Origin of the sequence: Sphingomonas pseudosanguinis (genome assembly GCF_052056765.1) — a bacterium.
In the GTDB taxonomy this organism is placed as follows: Bacteria; Pseudomonadota; Alphaproteobacteria; order Sphingomonadales; family Sphingomonadaceae; genus Sphingomonas; species Sphingomonas pseudosanguinis.
In genome coordinates this window covers 53,033-71,074 of the sequence record NZ_CP189888.1, presented here as the reverse complement: position 1 = coordinate 71,074, position 18,042 = coordinate 53,033, and the positions used below count along the sequence as shown (strand labels likewise).

Annotated in this window: 18 protein-coding genes; 14 read left to right on the top strand and 4 right to left on the bottom strand. The window is 66.7% G+C overall.

The genetic code is table 11. The features are described from left to right. The first annotated feature begins 71 nt into the window (after positions 1-71). Both ACQHGV_RS00340 and ACQHGV_RS00335 read left to right on the top strand, forming a co-directional pair. On the top strand, positions 72-1,295 hold the full coding sequence (locus ACQHGV_RS00340) for an MFS transporter (protein WP_440979000.1): 1,224 nt from the start codon (positions 72-74) through the stop codon (positions 1,293-1,295). A 312-nt stretch (positions 1,296-1,607) separates the two neighbouring features. Next, on the top strand, positions 1,608-2,036 hold the full coding sequence (locus ACQHGV_RS00335) for a hypothetical protein (RefSeq protein WP_440978999.1): 429 nt from the start codon (positions 1,608-1,610) through the stop codon (positions 2,034-2,036). Here the strand turns inward: ACQHGV_RS00335 and ACQHGV_RS00330 are convergent. After that, on the bottom strand, positions 2,033-3,643 hold the full coding sequence (locus ACQHGV_RS00330; protein WP_322538701.1) for an FAD-dependent oxidoreductase: 1,611 nt from the start codon (positions 3,641-3,643) through the stop codon (positions 2,033-2,035). The genes ACQHGV_RS00335 and ACQHGV_RS00330 overlap by 4 nt on opposite strands. A gap of 91 nt (positions 3,644-3,734) precedes the next feature. Further along, positions 3,735-4,508 carry an SDR family NAD(P)-dependent oxidoreductase gene (locus ACQHGV_RS00325; protein ID WP_440978998.1) on the bottom strand — a complete coding sequence of 258 codons (774 nt, stop codon included), beginning with the start codon at positions 4,506-4,508 and terminating at the stop codon, positions 3,735-3,737. Positions 4,509-4,636: 128 nt separating this feature from the next. Here ACQHGV_RS00325 and ACQHGV_RS00320 point away from each other — a divergent pair, with 128 nt between their 5' ends. The 12 genes from ACQHGV_RS00320 to ACQHGV_RS00265 all read left to right on the top strand — a co-directional run bounded on the left by ACQHGV_RS00320 (position 4,637) and on the right by ACQHGV_RS00265 (position 16,460). Next, on the top strand, positions 4,637-5,560 hold the full coding sequence (locus tag ACQHGV_RS00320) for a LysR family transcriptional regulator (RefSeq protein WP_440978997.1): 924 nt from the start codon (positions 4,637-4,639) through the stop codon (positions 5,558-5,560). A gap of 51 nt (positions 5,561-5,611) precedes the next feature. After that, positions 5,612-8,059 carry an ATP-binding protein gene (locus ACQHGV_RS00315; protein ID WP_440978996.1) on the top strand — a complete coding sequence of 816 codons (2,448 nt, stop codon included), beginning with the start codon at positions 5,612-5,614 and terminating at the stop codon, positions 8,057-8,059. A gap of 101 nt (positions 8,060-8,160) precedes the next feature. After that, entirely contained in the window at positions 8,161-8,994 is an 834-nt protein-coding gene (locus ACQHGV_RS00310; protein ID WP_440978995.1) for an alpha/beta hydrolase, read from the top strand. Next, on the top strand, positions 8,988-9,194 hold the full coding sequence (locus ACQHGV_RS00305) for a hypothetical protein (RefSeq protein ID WP_058744356.1): 207 nt from the start codon (positions 8,988-8,990) through the stop codon (positions 9,192-9,194). The genes ACQHGV_RS00310 and ACQHGV_RS00305 overlap by 7 nt, the downstream gene beginning before the upstream one ends. A 131-nt stretch (positions 9,195-9,325) precedes the next feature. Next, entirely contained in the window at positions 9,326-9,985 is a 660-nt protein-coding gene (locus ACQHGV_RS00300) for a hydrolase (RefSeq protein ID WP_058744355.1), read from the top strand. A gap of 37 nt (positions 9,986-10,022) precedes the next feature. After that, entirely contained in the window at positions 10,023-10,859 is an 837-nt protein-coding gene (locus ACQHGV_RS00295; RefSeq protein ID WP_440978994.1) for an alpha/beta fold hydrolase, read from the top strand. 31 nt (positions 10,860-10,890) lie between these two features. Further along, the gene (locus ACQHGV_RS00290; protein ID WP_058744353.1) at positions 10,891-11,100 is read left to right on the top strand and encodes a DUF1427 family protein; all 210 of its coding nucleotides are present in this window, start codon (positions 10,891-10,893) and stop codon (positions 11,098-11,100) included. 80 nt (positions 11,101-11,180) lie between these two features. Next, entirely contained in the window at positions 11,181-13,025 is a 1,845-nt protein-coding gene (locus tag ACQHGV_RS00285; protein WP_440980097.1) for an amidohydrolase, read from the top strand. Between the two features lie 26 nt (positions 13,026-13,051). Further along, entirely contained in the window at positions 13,052-13,933 is an 882-nt protein-coding gene (locus tag ACQHGV_RS00280; protein WP_440978993.1) for a glyoxalase, read from the top strand. 1 nt (position 13,934) lies between these two features. Next, the gene (locus ACQHGV_RS00275) at positions 13,935-14,357 is read left to right on the top strand and encodes a DoxX family protein (RefSeq protein ID WP_440978992.1); all 423 of its coding nucleotides are present in this window, start codon (positions 13,935-13,937) and stop codon (positions 14,355-14,357) included. After that, positions 14,350-15,753: an alginate export family protein gene (locus tag ACQHGV_RS00270; protein WP_440978991.1), complete on the top strand. Its 1,404-nt coding sequence runs from the start codon at positions 14,350-14,352 to the stop codon at positions 15,751-15,753. Before ACQHGV_RS00275 ends, ACQHGV_RS00270 begins: the two co-directional genes overlap by 8 nt. A gap of 11 nt (positions 15,754-15,764) precedes the next feature. Next, positions 15,765-16,460 carry a YoaK family protein gene (locus tag ACQHGV_RS00265; RefSeq protein WP_440978990.1) on the top strand — a complete coding sequence of 232 codons (696 nt, stop codon included), beginning with the start codon at positions 15,765-15,767 and terminating at the stop codon, positions 16,458-16,460. Here the strand turns inward: ACQHGV_RS00265 and ACQHGV_RS00260 are convergent. Next, positions 16,450-17,046 (bottom strand): TMEM175 family protein, encoded by a 597-nt coding sequence (locus tag ACQHGV_RS00260; protein ID WP_440978989.1) that lies wholly within the window; start codon positions 17,044-17,046, stop codon positions 16,450-16,452. The two genes, ACQHGV_RS00265 and ACQHGV_RS00260, sit on opposite strands and share 11 nt — an antisense overlap. Then, positions 17,043-17,972, bottom strand: a complete 930-nt coding sequence (locus ACQHGV_RS00255) for a LysR family transcriptional regulator (RefSeq protein WP_440978988.1) — start codon at positions 17,970-17,972, stop codon at positions 17,043-17,045. Before ACQHGV_RS00255 ends, ACQHGV_RS00260 begins: the two co-directional genes overlap by 4 nt. Positions 17,973-18,042: the final 70 nt, after the last annotated feature.

The following is an 18,042-nucleotide window of genomic DNA, read 5'->3' as shown; positions in this document are numbered from 1 at the left end:
GATCAGATGAAGCTACTTATGCTTTCGCGCGATAAGGTTCAGATGGGCAGATGCGCATGCAGGAGGATCATATGACGCCCACCGCACCCATCAATAACGTCAACGAAAAAACGAAGCTTCGGCCGGGGTTGAACCTCGTGATGGCGGTCGCGGCGGGCGTCGCGGTCGCCAACATCTATTACAATCAGCCGATGTTGGGGATCATGGAAAAGGATCTTCCCGCTTCCTTGACCCGGTTCGTACCGACCGCAACCCAGCTCGGTTATGCGGCGGGGCTGTTCCTATTGGTCCCGCTGGGCGACCTGATCGAGCGCAGGCGCCTCATCGTCATCCAGTTCGGCGGCTTGGCCGTCGCTCTGGCGATCGCGGCGATCGCCCCAAGTGCGGCGATGGTAGTCCTTGCCTCGCTGCTCGTCGGCGTGCTGTCGACCGTCGCGCAGCAGATCGTGCCGCTTGCCGCGCATCTGGCGACGCCGGAGCGTCGCGGCGCGACGGTGGGCACGGTGATGGCCGGATTGCTATGCGGTATCCTGCTCAGCCGGACGCTGGCGGGTTTCGTCGCAACATATGGTGGTTGGCGCGAGATGTTCTGGCTCGGCGTGCCGATGGCGATTGGGGCGGGCGCGTTGATGCAATGGATGCTGCCCCACAGCGCTCCGGACACAACGCACAGCTATGGATCGCTGCTGCGATCGCTCGGCGGCCTCTGGTCGGAATTTGCCGCCTTGCGCAAGGCGGCGTTGACCCAGGCGCTGCTGTTTGCCGGTTTCAGCGCGTTCTGGACAATTTTGGCGCTGCATCTTCAGGAACCGAGCTTCTCGCTCGGCGCGGCCGCGGCAGGGCTGTTTGGGATCGTCGGAGCGGTCGGGGTGCTGGCTGCGCCTGTCGCAGGCAGGATCGCCGATCGTCGCGGACCGCAGCGCGTCATCCTGTTCAGCGCGGTGCTGACCCTGGTCGCTTGGGGCGTGTTCGGAGCCGTCGGATCAATCGCAGGCCTGATCGTCGGCGTCATCCTGCTCGATTTCGGCGTGCAGAGCGCACTCGTCTCCAACCAGCATATCGTCTACGCGCTGCGGCCCGACGCCCGCGCGCGGCTGAACACGATCTTCATGGGGGCCATGTTCCTGGGCGGCGCGGCGGGTTCGGCCGGTGTGACGGTCGCATGGCAGGCTGGCGGTTGGAGCGCAGTCGTCCTTCTGGGCGCGATCCTCTCCGCCGCCGCCGTGCTGATCCAACTCGTCGCGATCAAGCGGGTAAATCAAGTCCAGCAGCACGTCGGTGTGCCCGGCGATTAACGGGAATCGCCGCAGAAGGGCTCGGGCGCACCTCTTCTTTGCGGGCGCGCCGTCGGCTGGCGATCAGGCGAAAGGGGCCCGGGATCGCCACGGCGTTGGTATCGCTAAGGCTCGGTGATGATGCCATTCGGCATTGGGGCATAGCGCATTTTCCGCTGGAACCACGCGGAGATACGCCCGCATTGCTGGCACAAGAAAGTTTACAAGCGCAGAGGCGTTGTTGGAAAACCGCACACGGATCGGGGCCGCCCTGCGCCTTTCGTTCAGCTTCGCTTTCCTAAGGATGGATCGCCATTAGCAGGGAGCGTCATCATGCGCCTATCGACCATCATTCTCGCCATCGGCATGCTTACGGGAACCACGGCGGCGACGGCCAGCGTCGATACGTCGCCAAAGCCGGGCGGTGTCTATCGGTTGAAGCCCGGCATCTATGTCCAGAAGGGAACCGCCTGCGCATCGGCACCCAATGCCGCGATCCGGCAATATGACGGGCGTGGCATCAGTACGCCTCACACTCGCGAATGCCGCGCACGCATCCTGTCTCGCCGTGGCAACCGCTATGAGGTCAGCCAGTCCTGCATCGACGCTGGCGCAGGTCCGGCACCGCGTTTCGTCGAGCGCCAGACGGTCAGCATCCGCGATGCGCTCACCTTCGACATCAAGACCCGCGGTCCGACGACCGAATATCGTTATTGCCCGCCCTATATGCTTCCCGCAGGTATCCGGGCGACGACACGTTAGGTTCGGACGTGCTCCCACACCTTCGAGATGACGACGGAGCCTTCGCCGACGGACGAGGCCACGCGCTTGACCGAGCCCGATCGTACGTCGCCGACCGCGAAGATGCCGGGACGCGACGTGGCATAAGCCGATGTGGCGCCAGCGGAGGCACCTGTCAGGATGAACCCCTTGTCGTCCAGGGCGACGAGGTCGGCGAGCCAATGGGTGTTCGGCACCGCGCCGACCATGACGAACATCGCACAGGTCGGCAGGGTGCGAAGACCGGCGGCGTTGCGGATCGTAACGGCCTCCAGCGTCGTGTCGCCGTGAAGTTCGGTGACCTTCGCGCCATATTCGATGGTGATGGCAGGATCGGCCTCCAGCCGACTGGACAGATAATGCGACATCGACGTCGCCAGTGTGTCGCCACGCACCAACAGCCGTACGTGGCGGGCAACTCGACTAAGATACATCGCGGCCTGCCCAGCCGAATTCCCGCCCCCGATGACGACGACATCGGCATCGCGGCAGAAGCGCGCCTCGCTCTCGGTCGCCGCATAATAGATGCCCGCCCCCTCCAGTTCCACCAGCCGATCAAGCGGCAGTCGGCGATATTGCACCCCGGTCGCTACCACCACGGACGCGGCACGAATGCGCTGTCCGTTTGAAAAGTGCGCGCAGAAGCCGCCGTCGTCGAGCTGTTCGAGCGATGCCACCCGCCGGGGCATGACGAAGCGGGTGCCGAACTTCATCGCTTGGATCTCACCGCGCCAGACCAGGTCGCCGCCCGAGATGCCGGTCGGGAAACCCATATAGTTCTCGATTCGGCTTGAGGTGCCAGCCTGTCCCCCGATCGCGGTTTCGTCCACGACCAGCGCCCGTAACCCTTCCGCTCCCGCATAGACGCCAGCGGAGACACCGGCTGGCCCCGCGCCAATGATCAGAACGTCGAATTCGGCATCGTCGGGCAGGTCCTGCTCGATGCCCAAGAGGCGCGCGATGGTTTCCGGCGTCGGATCGGTGACAACCAGATCGCGGCCGAACACCACCATCGGCCTATCCTGCGGCGTGCCGCAGCTCGTCGCCACCTCCGCGGCCTGGGCGCTGCCCAGCGGATGGGAGCGATGGGGAATGCGGTTGCGTGCGGCGAACTCGGCGATCTGGCGGATGGCGCGATCCTTTTCCTCGCCGACCAGAACAAGCATGGCATCGCCGGCCTCCAACTGTCGTCTGCGGCGTGCCGCCAGGACCGTGATGATGATGTCGGACATCTCGGGGATTGCCGACATCAGGTGCAGGATGCGGTCGCGCGGCACCTCCACGACCCGCGTGTCGACGGCCGCGCGCATCGCCATCGACCAATTCCCGCCCGACAGGAGAGGGATTTCAGCCATGAACTGGGTCGGTCCCAGCGTCGAGGGCCGCAGCCGCTCACCCGTGAAGGGGTTCACTACTTCGACCTCGCCTGCCTCGACATAGACGAACCGGTCGACCGGCGTTCCGATCTCCGCCAGCCATTCGCCCGTCGCATAGCATTTCTGCACACCCGCGGCACGGATCGCCCCGACATGCGCGGGAGCGAGCGGCATCCGCTGCATCTCATTGAGATCACGCCCGATCGATTCCATGGCCCAAGCTCCCTGTTGCCCTTGGTGCTATCGATCATGGCCCTCTGCCGCAACGGACTGGCGCGCGCAGCGGCCAGCCCGTTGCATCGGCTCAGACGATCGTCGGCGTGATGCCTCCGTCGACACGAAGGGCCGCGCCATTGGTCGCCGCCGACAAAGGGCTGGCGAGATAGGCGACCATGGTGGCGATCTCCTCGGGCTCGATCATGCGCTGGATCAGCGAGGTCGCGCGGTCGCGAGCGAAGAAGGCGCTTTCGATCTCTTCGATCGGGGCGTGCGGATCATCGGCGACGCTCTTGAGGAAGTCGACGATCCCCTCCGAGCGGGTCGTGCCGGGCATGACCGTGTTGACCGTCACGGCGGTGCCCTTCGTCAGTCCGGCAAGGCCACGGGAGACGGCAAGCTGGGCGGTCTTGGTCATGCCGTAATGGATCATGTCGGGCGGCACCATCACGCCGGATTCACTGGCGATGAAGATGATCCGCCCCTGATTGCGCGCGATCATGCCAGGGAAATAGGCACGAGCCAGCCGCACACCGGACAGCACGTTGATCTCGAAGAAGCGACGCCAGTCCGCATCGGTGATGTCACCGAACGGCTTGGCCTCATAGATGCCGAGATTGTTGACCAGAATGTCGACCTGCGGAACCGCCGCGACCAACGTCTCCGCGCCTTCCGCCGTGGCCGGGTCCGCCAGGATCCCGCGCGCGCCGATGTCCGCCGCTGCCGCCTCCAGCTTCGCCGTTTGGCGCCCGCTAATGACGACGTCGGCCCCTTCCGCCGCCAGGCGACGCGCGATCGCAAGGCCGATCCCTGCCGTCGCGCCGGTGACGAGCGCCGTCTTTCCTGTGAGCCCCAGATCCATCTTACAGCCTTTCCGTTTGCAAGGAACGTCGCAACGCCCGTCGCTCAGGAATTTGGCGATGAGCCAAGTGGTTGATAACCAGGCCAGGGACCATTTGAGTTGTGAACTCAAGTCACAGGTGAGGTCGCATGGATAACCGCGCTGGCGAGATGCAGGTCTTCGTGGCCGTCACCGAAACCGGCAGCTTTTCGGAGGCGGCCCGGCGCCTGACGATGACGCCATCAACCATATCGAAGCTGGTCGCGCGGCTGGAGGAACGGCTCGGCGTGCAGTTGGTCGAACGCTCGACGCGGCGCCTGTCGCTGACGGCCGAGGGGCGCCTCTATCATGAGCGGGCGACGCAGATGCTGCGCGATCTCGATACGCTCGAACGCGATTTGGCGACCGGGAGCGCGAGCGAGCGGGGGACGGTGCGGATCAATGCCTCGGTGGCGTTCGGCACGCTCGCCATCGAACCGTTGCTGCCCTCCTTCTGGGATGCGCATCCCGCGATCGTCATCGACCTTTCCCTCTCGGACGCGATGACCGACCTGTATCTGGAGCGGACCGATATCGCGTTCCGGGTCGGGGGCCTGCGCGACTCCTCGCTGACGGCGCGTGTCATAGGGCGCGCACGGCGGCTGATCGTCGCATCACCCGGCTACCTAGCGCGTGCCGGTATGCCGGGCGGCGTGGACGACCTGCATCGGCACAATTGCCTGGGCTTCAACTTTCAACGCGCGCAGCCGGTCTGGCCGATGCGGACCGGCGGTCGCATCATCGATCGGATGGTGACGGGCAACCTGCTCGCCAACAATGGCGAGACGGTGCGGCGACTGGCGGTGGCGGGCGCGGGTCTTGCCCGGCTGGGGGAATATCATGTCCGCGACGACCTGAAGGCCGGTCGGCTGGTCGAGGTGCTGGCCGATCACGGCGTCGGCGACGAGGAGCAGGTCGCGGCGCTGTATCTGGGCGGGCGGCGGGTGCCGAAGCGGACGCGCGCGGTCCTCGACTTTCTGGTGCCGCGACTGCGCAGCTTCCTCGGCGTGCCGAAATCAGAATATTCTCAATGATATTTCCAGCGGTTACAGAAGCATGATCCGTCACCGCCAAAAGGTTCCATCATGACCGGCGCCCGCTATCGTTTCGGTCCCTTTCAGATGGACGTTCCGCAACTGGCGCTGACCCGTGACGGCGTGCCGCTGAAGCTGGGCGGCCGGGCGCTCAACCTGTTGGCGGTGCTGGTCGAGGCGGAGGGACGGCTGGTGGCGCGCGATGCGCTGATCGACCGGGTGTGGCCGAACCAAGCGATCGACGACAGCGCGATCCGCGTTCACCTGTCCGCCGCGCGCAAGGCGCTGGCGATGCCGGACGGCCAAGCGACGATCGTGGCGGATGCCGGGCGAGGCTATCGTCTGGCCCTCCCGGTCGAACGATTGGGGGGTGGGGACATCCCCGCATCGGTCGAGCGTCGCATATCCCGGCTGCCCGCCTCGATAGGGCGGATTTTCGGGCGTGAGGACGTGATCGCAACGATCGCCGACGAGCTGACCGAGCGGCGCTTCATCTCGATCGTCGGCCCTGGCGGAATCGGCAAGACGACCGCCGCGATTGCGATCGGTCACCGGCTGGTACGGGCGATGGGGATCGAGGCGTGGTTTGTCGATCTGGCGCCGGTGACGGATGCAACGATGGTGGTGGTGACACTGGCGACCATGCTCGAACTGCCCGCATCGGGCACTGATCTGCCCCAGCGTATCGCGGCAAGGCTGGCAGAGCGCCCCTCCCTTATCCTGCTCGACAATTGCGAGCATGTCATAGACGCCGCGGCCTCGCTCGCCGAGGCGGTCCTGCATGGTGCCCCGCAGGCGATGCTGCTCGTCACCAGCCATGAGCCGCTGCGTGCGCAGGGCGAATGGGTGCACCGCCTCGCCGCGCTCGAACTACCGGACGAGCATGCGACGACCAGCCTGGAGCAGGTTGCCCAGCTCTCCGCGCCCGCCTTGTTCGACGAACGCGCCCGCGCCGCCAATAGTGATTTCCGCCTCGACACGCAGAGCGTGCCGGTGGTCGTCGACATTTGTCGCAAGCTGGACGGTATTCCGCTGGCGATCGAACTGGCCGCCGCGCGGATCGATACGATGACGCCGCAGGCGATCGCCGATGCGCTGGACGATCGTTTCGCCTTGCTGACGCGCGGGCGGCGCACGGCCTTGCCGCGCCACCGGACGCTGCGCGGCGCGCTCGACTGGAGCTACGACCTACTCGCCCCGCCGCTGCAGAAACTGCTCGACCGGCTCGCGCTCTTCCGCAGCCATTTCGATGCGGAGGATGCGGCGGCCATGGCAGCGGGGGCGGGTATCAGCCGGTTCGAGGCGGATGATCTGCTCGCTGAACTCGTCGCCAAGTCGCTGGTCGTGGCGACGCCATCGCCCGGGTCGATGCGCTACCGTCTGCTGGATACCACGCGGCATTATGGACAGGAGCGGCTGCGTGCGACCGGCATGGCCGAACAGGCGCACCGCGATCATGCGCACGTGCTGCTGCGCGGGCTGGCCGACAGCGCCGCCGCCTGGGAGGGCAAGGCCCCGCGCGAATGGCTGGCCGAATATAGCGTGCGGATCGACGACGTGCGCAGCGCCATCGCCTGGGCGAGCGCAGGCAAGGACGCAGGCCTGGCGGCGGAACTGGTCATCGCCGCCGCGCCCCTGTGGTTCCACCTGTCGCTGCCCGCTGAATTCCTGCGCTATGCCAAGGCAGTCATCGCGAACATGGCCGAGGGGCAGGTGGAGCCTGCGCGGCAGGTCGAACTGCTGACCGCTTATGGCCATGGCCTCTGGCATACCGAGGGACCGGTGCCCGCGATGGCCGATGCCTTTGCCCGCGCGCTGACGCTGGCCGAGGGGATCGGCTCCGCCCCGCTGGCCCTACGCGCGCTCTGGGGCGTGTGGGCGCAGAGCATCCTGGCCGGACGCTACGACGAAAGCCTCGTCTTCGCCCGACGCTTCGATGTGCGGGTCGGCGGGGACGGCGCGTTGGCGGATCGGCAGACGGCGGCACACATGCTGGCCCTGTCGCTGCATTTCTCAGGCGATCACGCCGGATCGCGGCGCATGCTGGAGGTGGTGATGGCGGGCGACGCCGCCCCCGAGCGCGCCAACCATGCGAACCATGCGCAAGTCGACGGCAAAATCGCGGTGCTCAGCCTGTTGATGCGACTCCATTGGGCCGAGGGCGATCTGATGTCCGCGATGGCCATTGCCCGCGATTGCGCCGAGGATGCCGAGCGGATCGATCATGCGCTGTCGGTCTGTTACGGGCTAGCAGTCGGCTGCATTCCCGTGGCGATCGCCGCGGAGCAGCGTGAGCTGGCGGCCGAATGGATCGCAGCACTGTCGCGGCGCACGACCCGCCATGGCCTCAACCACTGGCACAGCTTCGTCGCGGGCTATGGGCAGGCGCTCGATCCCGCCACCCGCGCGCCCGATCGGGTCAGCGGGATGCAGGCCGAGATGTATGCCGTCGCGGCGGGCGGCGGGGGTGAGGTGCCCTGGCGACGCGAAGTCGCTTAACGACTCTTCACGACGCTTCACTCGCGGGGATCGGGTGCGGCGGCCATAGTCCTTCTTGTCAGTCGGTCAGTGATCGACACGCGATTTGAAGGACTTGAACCGTGCCTCACGACACGAACCCTGTCGTCCCGCCCCGCGCCGTGCGGCTTTCGACAGTCGCCGAGCATCCCGTGCTCGATCCCGTCGTCCAGTCGTTCCTGGATCGCTGGCAGGAAGGCGCCGGCCAGCAGGATCCAGGCGCGGCGTCGCTCGTGACGCTTCGTCCGGCGGGCGACGACCGGCCGCTGCCGCTGCTCCTGTATCTGGAGGTCGCCTCCGATCGTGACGGGGACCGGCTGCCCGCGCTTCGCGTGCTGGCCGAAGATGCCGGGGTGGCGATCCTGCGCTATCGCATCGCCGATGCCGATCTGTCGGGTGCCGCCGCCCTGGTCGCGGCGATGCCGCTGGCCGATCGGGGTCCGATCGCGATTGGCGGCGACGGCCTGGGCGCGGCCCTTGCGCTAGCGCTGGTCGTGGCGCGCCCCGCCGGCTGGTCGATCCGGCTGCTCATCCTGGCGACCCCGGTGCTCGGGCACCCCTCTGATGTCGCGGGCACGGAATGGCTGGACGCCGAACGGGCGACGCATCTGGCGGCCAAAGCCGCCGCGATCATCGATCCGGCCGCGCTGACGGTCGAGCCCTTCGCCTTTCCCCGAACGCTGCTGCTCACCGCCGAGGCGGACCCCTTTGCCGAACCGACCGAGGCGCTGGGCCGCCGGCTGATGGCGCAGGGCGTCGACCTGTCCGCCGCGCGGGTCATCGGCATGATCCATGATTTCACCTGGTTACCACCCTTACGCGACGCGGCCGGTGCCACCGACGCGATGCGCGTCATCGCAGCCGCCTTGCGCGATCATCTTCACACCCCCGCCTCCGAGGAGCTTTCCCCATGCTGATGCCACACGATCTGTCGCCGCCCACCGACCGGGACGCGCTGTTCCCCCGTATCCTGATCGGCGGCGGCGGGCTGCTGCTGGTGGGGCTCGCCTGCCTTGCCATGGGGCCGGACGGGACGCTGGCGATGCTGTTGTTCCTCTATCTGATCGGCCTCGCCATCGTGCTGCGCGCCGTGATGGCGCCTGCCGCACGCCAGTGAAGCGCTTCACCGTCTATTCGACTTTCTTGAACGCACAGGCCGAAACTATCGGGATATTCCGCCAAGCCGGTCCTGCATAATCTCCCCTCAACATCAGCCAAGTTGCTCAAAAACACAGGAAGGAAGACACGATGCCGAAAGCCACCCCGACCCCTGGTTCCTCGCTGCTCTCGCCGACGGACCACAGCTTGGTCCTGATCGATTTCCAATCGCAAATGGCCTTCGCCACCAAGTCGATCGCGCCCGAACTGCTGCGCAACAATGCCGCGCTGGTTAGCCGCGCCGCCAAGTCGTTCGGCGTGCCGACGATCCTGACCACGGTCGCCGAAAAGAGCTTTTCCGGCCCGATGTTCGACGAGATCGTCGAGGCGTTCGACGGCCAGCCGATGCTCGACCGCACCAGCATGAACACCTGGGAAGACGCCGCCGTGATCGATGAGGTGAACCGGATCGGCAAGGACCGGATCGTGTTCGCCGGGCTGTGGACCAGCGTGTGCATCGTCGGCCCCGTCGCCTCCGCGATCGACCAGGGTTTCGACGTCTATTTCATCGCCGATGCCTGCGGCGACATTTCGGTCGAGGCGCATGAGCGCGCGGTACAGCGGATGATCCAGCTCGGCGCCAAGCCGATGACCGCGCTGCAATATCTGCTCGAACTGCAACGCGACTGGGCGCGCACCGAGACCTACGAGTCGACCACCGGCATCGCGAAGAAATGGGGCGGTGCCTACGGCCTGGGCGTCACCTACGCCAAGGCGATGTTCGGCGCCTCCGAAGGCGGCCACGCCTGATCCCATCCCCCCACACAAGACGCGAAAGGAACGACCCATGACCTATGTGACCACGCAGGACGGCGCCGAAATCTTCTACAAAGATTGGGGCCTCAAAGACGCGCAGCCGATCGTGTTCCACCATGGCTGGCCGTTGTCGTCGGACGACTGGGACACCCAGATGCTGTTCTTCCTCAACGAAGGCTACCGCGTCGTCGCGCACGACCGGCGGGGGCATGGCCGCTCCAGCCAAATCGGCACCGGCCATGACATGGACCATTATGCCAGCGATGCCGACGCGGTCGCCCGCCACCTCGACCTGACCAATGCGGTGCATATCGGCCATTCGACCGGCGGCGGCGAAGTCGCCCGCTATGTCGCACAATATGGCATCCCGCAGGGCCGCGTCGCCAAGGCGGTATTGGTGAGTGCGGTGCCGCCGATCATGGCCAAGACCGAGGCCTATCCGAACGGCCTTCCGATCAGCGTGTTCGACGGGTTCCGCGAGGGCACCGCGGCCAACCGCGCGCAATTCTTTCAGGATGTCGCCGCCGGGCCGTTCTACGGCTTCAACCGCGAAGGCGCGACCGTGCAGCCGGGCGTGATCGCCAATTGGTGGCGCCAGGGCATGATGGGCAGCGCCCAGGCGCATTATGCGGGCATCAAGGCCTTTTCGGAAACCGACCAGACCGACGATCTGAAGGCGATGACCGTCCCGACGCTGGTCCTAGCGGGCGATGACGATCAGGTCGTGCCCTATCATCAGGGGGCCGAACTGCAGGCCAAGCTGCTGCCGAACCCGACGCTGAAAATCTATCCGGGATTCAGCCACGGGATGCTGACCGTCAACGCCGACGTCATCAACCCCGATCTGCTCGCCTTCGTGCGCAGCTGATCCCTCCGAACCTGCCTGAGGAGGCTGTCCGATGAAACCCTATCTTCTCTCGCTGGGTGCCGGTCTGCTGGTCGGCATCGTCTACAGCCTCCTCGGCGTCAAATCGCCCGCGCCGCCGGTGATCGCACTGGTCGGATTGTTCGGCATCCTGCTGGGCGAGCAAGCGGTGCCGGTGGCGCGGCACTGGATCGGCGCCCCGGCCAGCACGGTCGCAGCCCCGGCCCCGGACCACAAGCCATGATGCCCACCCGCCGCCAGACGCTCGCCGGGCTCGCCGCCACCGCCGCGTCCTCCCTGTTCGCCGCCCAAGGAAATGCCGCCATGACCGACCTGATCCTCGTCAACGCCAAGGTCACGACCCTCGACCGCGAAAATCCCGAGGCGCAGGCGATCGCGATCCGTGACGGCAAGTTCCTGTGCGTCGGCACCGAGCAGGAGGTCCGCGCCGCCGCGCCCCGCGCGCAGGTGATCGATGCGGGCAGGCGCCGCATCATCCCCGGCCTGATCGACAGCCACATGCACATCATCCGGGGCGGGCTGAACTATAATATGGAACTGCGCTGGGACGGCGTGCCGACGCTGGCCGATGCAATGGCGATGCTGAAGCGCCAGGTCGACAACACGCCCGCGCCGCAATGGGTGCGCGTGGTCGGCGGCTTCACCGAGCATCAGTTCGCGGAAAAGCGCCTACCGACGATCGCTGAGCTGAACGCGGTCGCGCCCGACACGCCGGTCTTCATCCTGCACCTCTACGACCGCGCGCTGCTCAACGCCGCCGCGCTGCGGGTTGTCGGTTATAGCAAGGATACGCCCAACCCGCCGGGTGGCGAGATCGTGCGCGACGCGGCGGGCAACCCGACCGGCCTGCTGCTCGCCAAGCCCAATGCGACGATCCTCTATTCGACGCTCGCCAAGGGACCCAAGCTGCCGCCCGACTATCAGCTCAATTCGACCCGCCATTTCATGCGCGAGATGAACGGGCTGGGCGTGACCGGCGTGATCGATGCGGGCGGCGGTTTCCAGAACTACCCCGACGATTACGAGATCATCGAGAAGCTGCACGCCGACGACCAGCTGACCCTCCGCATCAGCTACAACCTGTTCACCCAGAAGCCCAAAGAAGAACTGGCCGATTTCTCCGGCTGGGTGAAGCAGGTGTCGCCGGGGCAGGGCGACGACACCTATCGCCATAACGGCGCGGGTGAGATGCTGGTCTATTCGGCGGCGGACTTCGAGGATTTTCGCGTCGAGCGCCCCGACATGCCGCCGAGCATGGAGGGCGATCTGGAGCCGGTGATCCGCCTGCTCGCCGAGCATCGCTGGCCGTGGCGGTTGCACGCCACCTATGACCAGACGATCGGCCGCGCGCTGGACGTCTATGAGAAGGTCCACCGCGACATTCCGCTGACCGGCATCAACTGGTTCTTCGACCATGCCGAGACGATCAGCGACCGGAATATCGACCGGATCGCGGCACTGGGCGGCGGCATCGCGGTGCAGCACCGCATGGCCTATCAGGGCGAGTATTTCGTCGAACGCTATGGCCAGAAGGCCGCCGAGCGGACGCCGCCGATCGGCAAGATGATCGCGGCAGGCATTCCGGTCGGCGCGGGCACCGACGCCACGCGCGTCGCCAGCTACAATCCCTGGGTGTCGCTGAACTGGCTGGTAACCGGCCGGACGGTCGGCGGACTGTCGCTCTATCCCGGAGCCAACCGCGTCAGCCGCGAAAAGGCGCTGCGCATGTGGACGCACGAGAACACCTGGTTCTCCAACGAGGTAGGCAAGAAGGGGCAGATCAAGGTCGGCCAGCTCGCCGATCTGGCGGTCCTGTCGGACGATTATTTCGCGGTGCCCGAAAGCGACATTCCGCATTTGCGCTCGGTCCTGACCATCCTGGGGGGCAAGGTCGTGTCGGGCGAAGGGGATTATGCCCCGCTCGCGCCTGCGCTGCCCAAACCCATGCCAGACTGGTCGCCGGTCGCGACCTTTGGCGGTTATCACCGCTCGCCCGAAGCCAGCGCGAAACTGGCGAGTGCCTGTGGCTGCGCGAGCGGTTGCGCAGTCCATGGCCATGACCATGCCGCCGCGCTCGGCGCCGATGTGCCCGCCGCCGATGTGCAGAGCTTCTGGGGCTCGTTCGGCTGCGGCTGCTGGGCCGTCTGATCCATCCTGACCGAAGGAGAATTGTGATGAAGAAGACCATGTTTCTCACGGCGGTCGTCCTGTTCGGCACCGCGCCGGCCACTGCCCAGAAAACCCCCGATTTCGCTGTCGGCCCGCAATATGACACGACCCATGTCTATGTGCCGCAGGACCAGTATGACGCCTTCATGCGCAGTTTCGTCGCCACCTTTGGCGGCAGCCTGAGCAAACAGGGCCAGTTCCAGGTCACGCCGACGCCCAGCAAGACCAAGTCGCAACTGGCGCTGACCCCGGCGGGCAGCGTCTCGGCCTTCGGCTTCCTGACGCCCATCCCCTATCTCTTCGGACAGGAGCGGACCGGTTATCTCGTCACCGACATGGACAAGGCGGTCGCGGCGGCGGTGAAGCATGGCGCGGTGCGGGTCATCACGACCTTTCCCGATCCGATCGGGCGCGACGTGGTGGTGCAATGGCCGGGCGGCATCAACATGCAGCTCTATTGGCACACCACCAAGCCGAGTTACGCGCCGCTGGCCAATGTGCCGGAGAACCGGGTCTATCTGACCGCCGACGCGGCCGGAGCGTTCCTGAAGAGCTGGGGCGGCTATGCCCATGCGCGGGTGCTGTCGGATGACAAGGCGGCGGACGGCGTGGATATCGGCCAGCCGGGCAAGACCTATCGCCGGGTGCGCCTGACCTCGGGCTATGGCGACATGATGGTGATCGTCTCGGATGGGCAATTGCCCTGGCCCTATGGTCGCGAAGTGACGGGCTACACGGTCACCAACCTGCAGGCCACGCTGGCCAAGGCGAGCGCCGCCGGGGTCGAGACATTGGTGTCGCCGCATGTCGCGGGCGACCGCCAATCGGCGATGGTCCGCTTTCCCGGCGGCTATATCGCCGAAATCCACGCGCCCGTGATCCACTGACATGCGCCGCTCCGCCAACCCCGCCTTTGTCGAGGCCATCGTCCAAAACCGTGCGGCATGGTTCGCGGCCCGGCTGGCGCTGTGCGGCGCCTATCTGCTGGGCGGCATCGTCAAGCTGAGCGACTGGCCGGGGGCGGTGGCGGAGCAGGCGCATTTCGGCATGACCCCGCCTGCGCTCTGGGCCGCAGTCACCATTGCGGTCGAGCTCATCGGCCCGCTGCTGATCCTGACCGGGCGTTTCGTCTGGTTGGGAGCGGGGATGCTCGGCGTGTTCACCGCGCTCGCCGCGCTGACCGCCAATGGCTTCTGGACAATGCAAGCGAGCCCTGAGCGCTTCGCTGCCACCAACGCCTTTTTCGAGCATATCGGCCTGGTCGGCGGTTTCGTGCTGGTCGCGATGCTCGCCGGGCGGGATCGTGCTTGACCTCGCAGTCTTGCTGGCGGCGGCGCAAGTCGATGCCGGGGCCGTAGCACAAAGCGGCACCGAGGCGTGGCAGGCCCCCACGCTGACCATCGTGCGCTATAACGAGCATTGGGACCGGCTGGCCGATCCCAGCGCGCGCGACGATCACTGGACCGAGCCGTTCAAATATATCCCGATCGGTGACGGTGGCGCCTATCTGACCACCGGCCTGGAGCTGCGGGCGCGGCGCGAGGCCTATCGCGACAATCTGTGGGGCGGCGCGGCGGCCCCCGATGACGCCTATGTCTGGCTGCGCGCGCTGCCCTATGCCGATCTCCATGTCGGGCGGGTGCGCGGCTTCGTCCAGCCGATCGCCGCCTACGCGATCAGCGTCGCGCCCGCCGCCGGGCCGATCGACCAGACCCGTGTCGACCTGCTGCAGGGTTTCGCCGACCTCCGATTGGGTCCCGCCGACACCGGCGCGAGCGATGCGTCGGGCGTGACCCTGCGGGCTGGGCGGCAGATGCTGTCCTTCGGCAGCGAGCGGCTGATCGGCACGCGCTATGGCCCCAACGTCCCGCTGGCCTTTGACGGCGGTCGCGCCATCGTCTCGCTGCCCGGCGCGCGCATCGACCTGTTGGCGGTGCGGCCGGTCCAGCCGGGACCCCACAGCTTCGACGATCGCCGCTCGACGACCAAATCGCTTTGGGGCGCCTATGCCACGATGCCGTGGGGGCAAAATGGGCTGGACTTCTATTATCTCGGCTATCGCAATCGCCTCGCCCGGTTCGGCGGGCTGACGGGATCGGAGCGGCGCCACAGCCTGGGTGTCCGTCATTATGGCGCGGCCGGACCCTGGCACTGGAATGTCGAGGGGGTGGTGCAGTTCGGGCGGTTCGCCGATCGATCCATCCGCGCCTGGACCGTCGCGACCGAACTGGGCCACCGTTTTCCCGCCGTGCCTTTGTCACCCGACCTCGTCCTGCGGTTCAACATGGTCAGCGGCGACGCCCATGCCGGGGACGGGCGGCTGGGTACCTTCAACGCCCTGTTTCCCAAGGGCAAATATTTCGGCGAGCTGTCGCCCATCGGGCCGAGCAATATCGTCAACGTCAATCCGCGTGCCAGCGTCGTGCTGGGTCACGGCGTCTCGGCGAGTGTCGCCGCCATGGCCTATTGGCGGCAATCGCGCGGCGACGGCGTCTATGACATTCCCGGCAACCTGATCCGCGCGCCCGGCACCGCGAGCGCGCGCTTCATCGGCAAGCAGGCCGAGGTCGCGCTGGCCTGGCAGGCGACGCCTGAACTCGAACTGTCCACCTCGCTCTCGGCCTTCGTGCCGGGCGGCTTCCTCCGCCAGACCGGCCCCGCCCGTACCACGGGCCTGTGGGGGCTGGAGGCGAATTTCCGGTTCTAAGGAGCATGACCATGACCGATACCCCCCGTTTCGACCCGCGCGTGCCCCTGTTGCTGGTGCTGTCCGTGACGACCGGACTGGTCGATGCGGCCAGCGTGCTGGGTCTGGGCAAGGTGTTCACCGCCAACATGACCGGCAACATCGTCTTTCTGGGCTTCGCGGCGGCGGGGACACCGGGCTTTGCCTGGCCGCTGTTCGTCGCCGCCTTGCTGAGCTTTCTGGTCGGCGCGCTGGTCGGAGGGCGGACGGGACGCGCGCATGTCGGTCGGCCGGAGCGACGCTGGCTGCTGACGGCGGCGGCGATCGAGACCGCTTTGCTATGGATCGCGGCCGTGCTGGCGATCGGCATGGGGCGCAACAGCCCGGAGTCTGCAGCCCTATTCGCGATCATCGCGCTCACCGGCCTCGCGATGGGCTTTCGCAATGCAACCATCCGCCAGATGAAGGTCGCGGACCTGACCACCACCGTCCTGACGCTAACCCTCACCGGTCTCGCCGCCGATTCGACCGCCGCCGGGGGCGGCAATCCGAACTGGACGCGCCGGATCGCGGCGGTAGTCGCGATCTTCGTCGGGGCGTGCGTGGGCGCCGCGCTGCTGCTGCACGTCGGTCTTGCCGCCCCCCTCGCGCTGGCCGGAGCACTGGTGCTGGGCGGCACGCTGGCGTGCACCGCGCATCCCGCGGCGAACGGCGCGGTCAAGGCGTGAGAGGGGTGTCCTCGTTCACCAGCGCACGCGCGATGCGACGATCGGGGACCAGCCACAAGGCGATGACCCCAACATAAAGGGCGATTGCGGCGACCCGGCTGACAAAGGCGAGCGGCACCGCGACCGTGTAGATAAGGATGCTGCCCCACCCCTTCCAGTCGCGCCCGATCGCCTTCGCCACGCGGGACTGCGCGCCGTTGCACAGGACGATCGCCCGCTCGGTCAGCTTGTAGCCGACCGCGGCCATGCCCAGCACGACGCCATAGGCCGCGGTCGCCCCTACCGCGAAATGGCTTTCGTCATGCCAGCGAATGACGAAGGGCACGAGGCTCAGCCAGAACAGCAGGAACAGGTTCGCCCACAGCACCCGCCCATCGATCCGCTCGGTCGCGTGGAGGAGATGATGGTGGTTGTTCCAGTAGAGCCCGACATTGATGAAGCTGAGCACATAGGCCAGCAGCACCGGCGCTTCCTGCGACAGCGCCGACAGTTCGCCGCCCGCCGGCACCTTCAGCTCCAGCACCATGATCGTGATGATGATCGCGATCACCCCGTCGGTGAAGGCTTCCAGCCGTCCGGTGTTCATATCTCGCCCAGTCCCGGCATATCGCGATCCGCCGCGCCCGCCTCGACGAACTGCTGGAGCACCCAGGATGCGGCGGGCCCTGGCGGCAGGTCGCGTCGCCAGACGCCTGCGAAGCGGTACATGCCGCCGGGATGATCGGGCATGTGCAGCCGGACCAAGGCACCCGTCGCCAGATCGGCCTCGATCAGCGACAAGGGCATGTTGCCCCAGCCGATCCCCTCGCGCAGCAGCGAATGCTTGGCCCCCAGATCGGCGAGCCGCCAGGTCCTGGGGCTCATCACCGAAAAGTCGCGCCCCTCGGTGAAGCGCGACCGATCGGTCAGGACGAGCTGGATATGGTCTCGCCCTGCGCCCGGCGGGATGCGCTCCATCCGGGCGAGCGGATGAGCGGGCGACGCGACCGGCACCAGGGGCAGTGCGCCCGCGCCGATACATTCTACCCCCTCGATCCCCGCCGCGACGGGGCCGGAAATGCCGATCGCCGCCGTTTGGTCCAGCACCATCGCGGTGACGCTTCCCAACGCCTCGACATGCAGGCGCAGCGACACAGTGGGAAATTCAGTGCGAAAAGCGCGCAGGATCGTCCCCAACCGGGGCGCGGGCAGCATGACGTCGACCGCCAGATTGACCTCGGCCTCCAGCCCCTCCAGCAGGCCCTTCACCTTGGCGCGCAGACCGTCCACGCCTTCGCCGATCGCCCGCGCTTCGGCCAGCACGGCGCCGCCCTCGACCGTCAGGACCGGCTTCTTGGTCCCCTCGCGGTCGAACAGCCGCACGCCCAGCTGCCCCTCCAGATTGGCGATGCCATAGCTGATGACCGACACCGCCCGGTTCAGCCGCCGCCCCGCCCCCGCAAAGCTGCCCGTATCGACCACCGCCAGGAATATCTTGATCTGGTCGAAAGTCGGAAAGCCGGGATTGGCCATTTCAATTCCATCGAACGTTAGCGCCTGATTTATCTCACTGAGCAGGCATGTCGGCAAGGCCTATATCCGG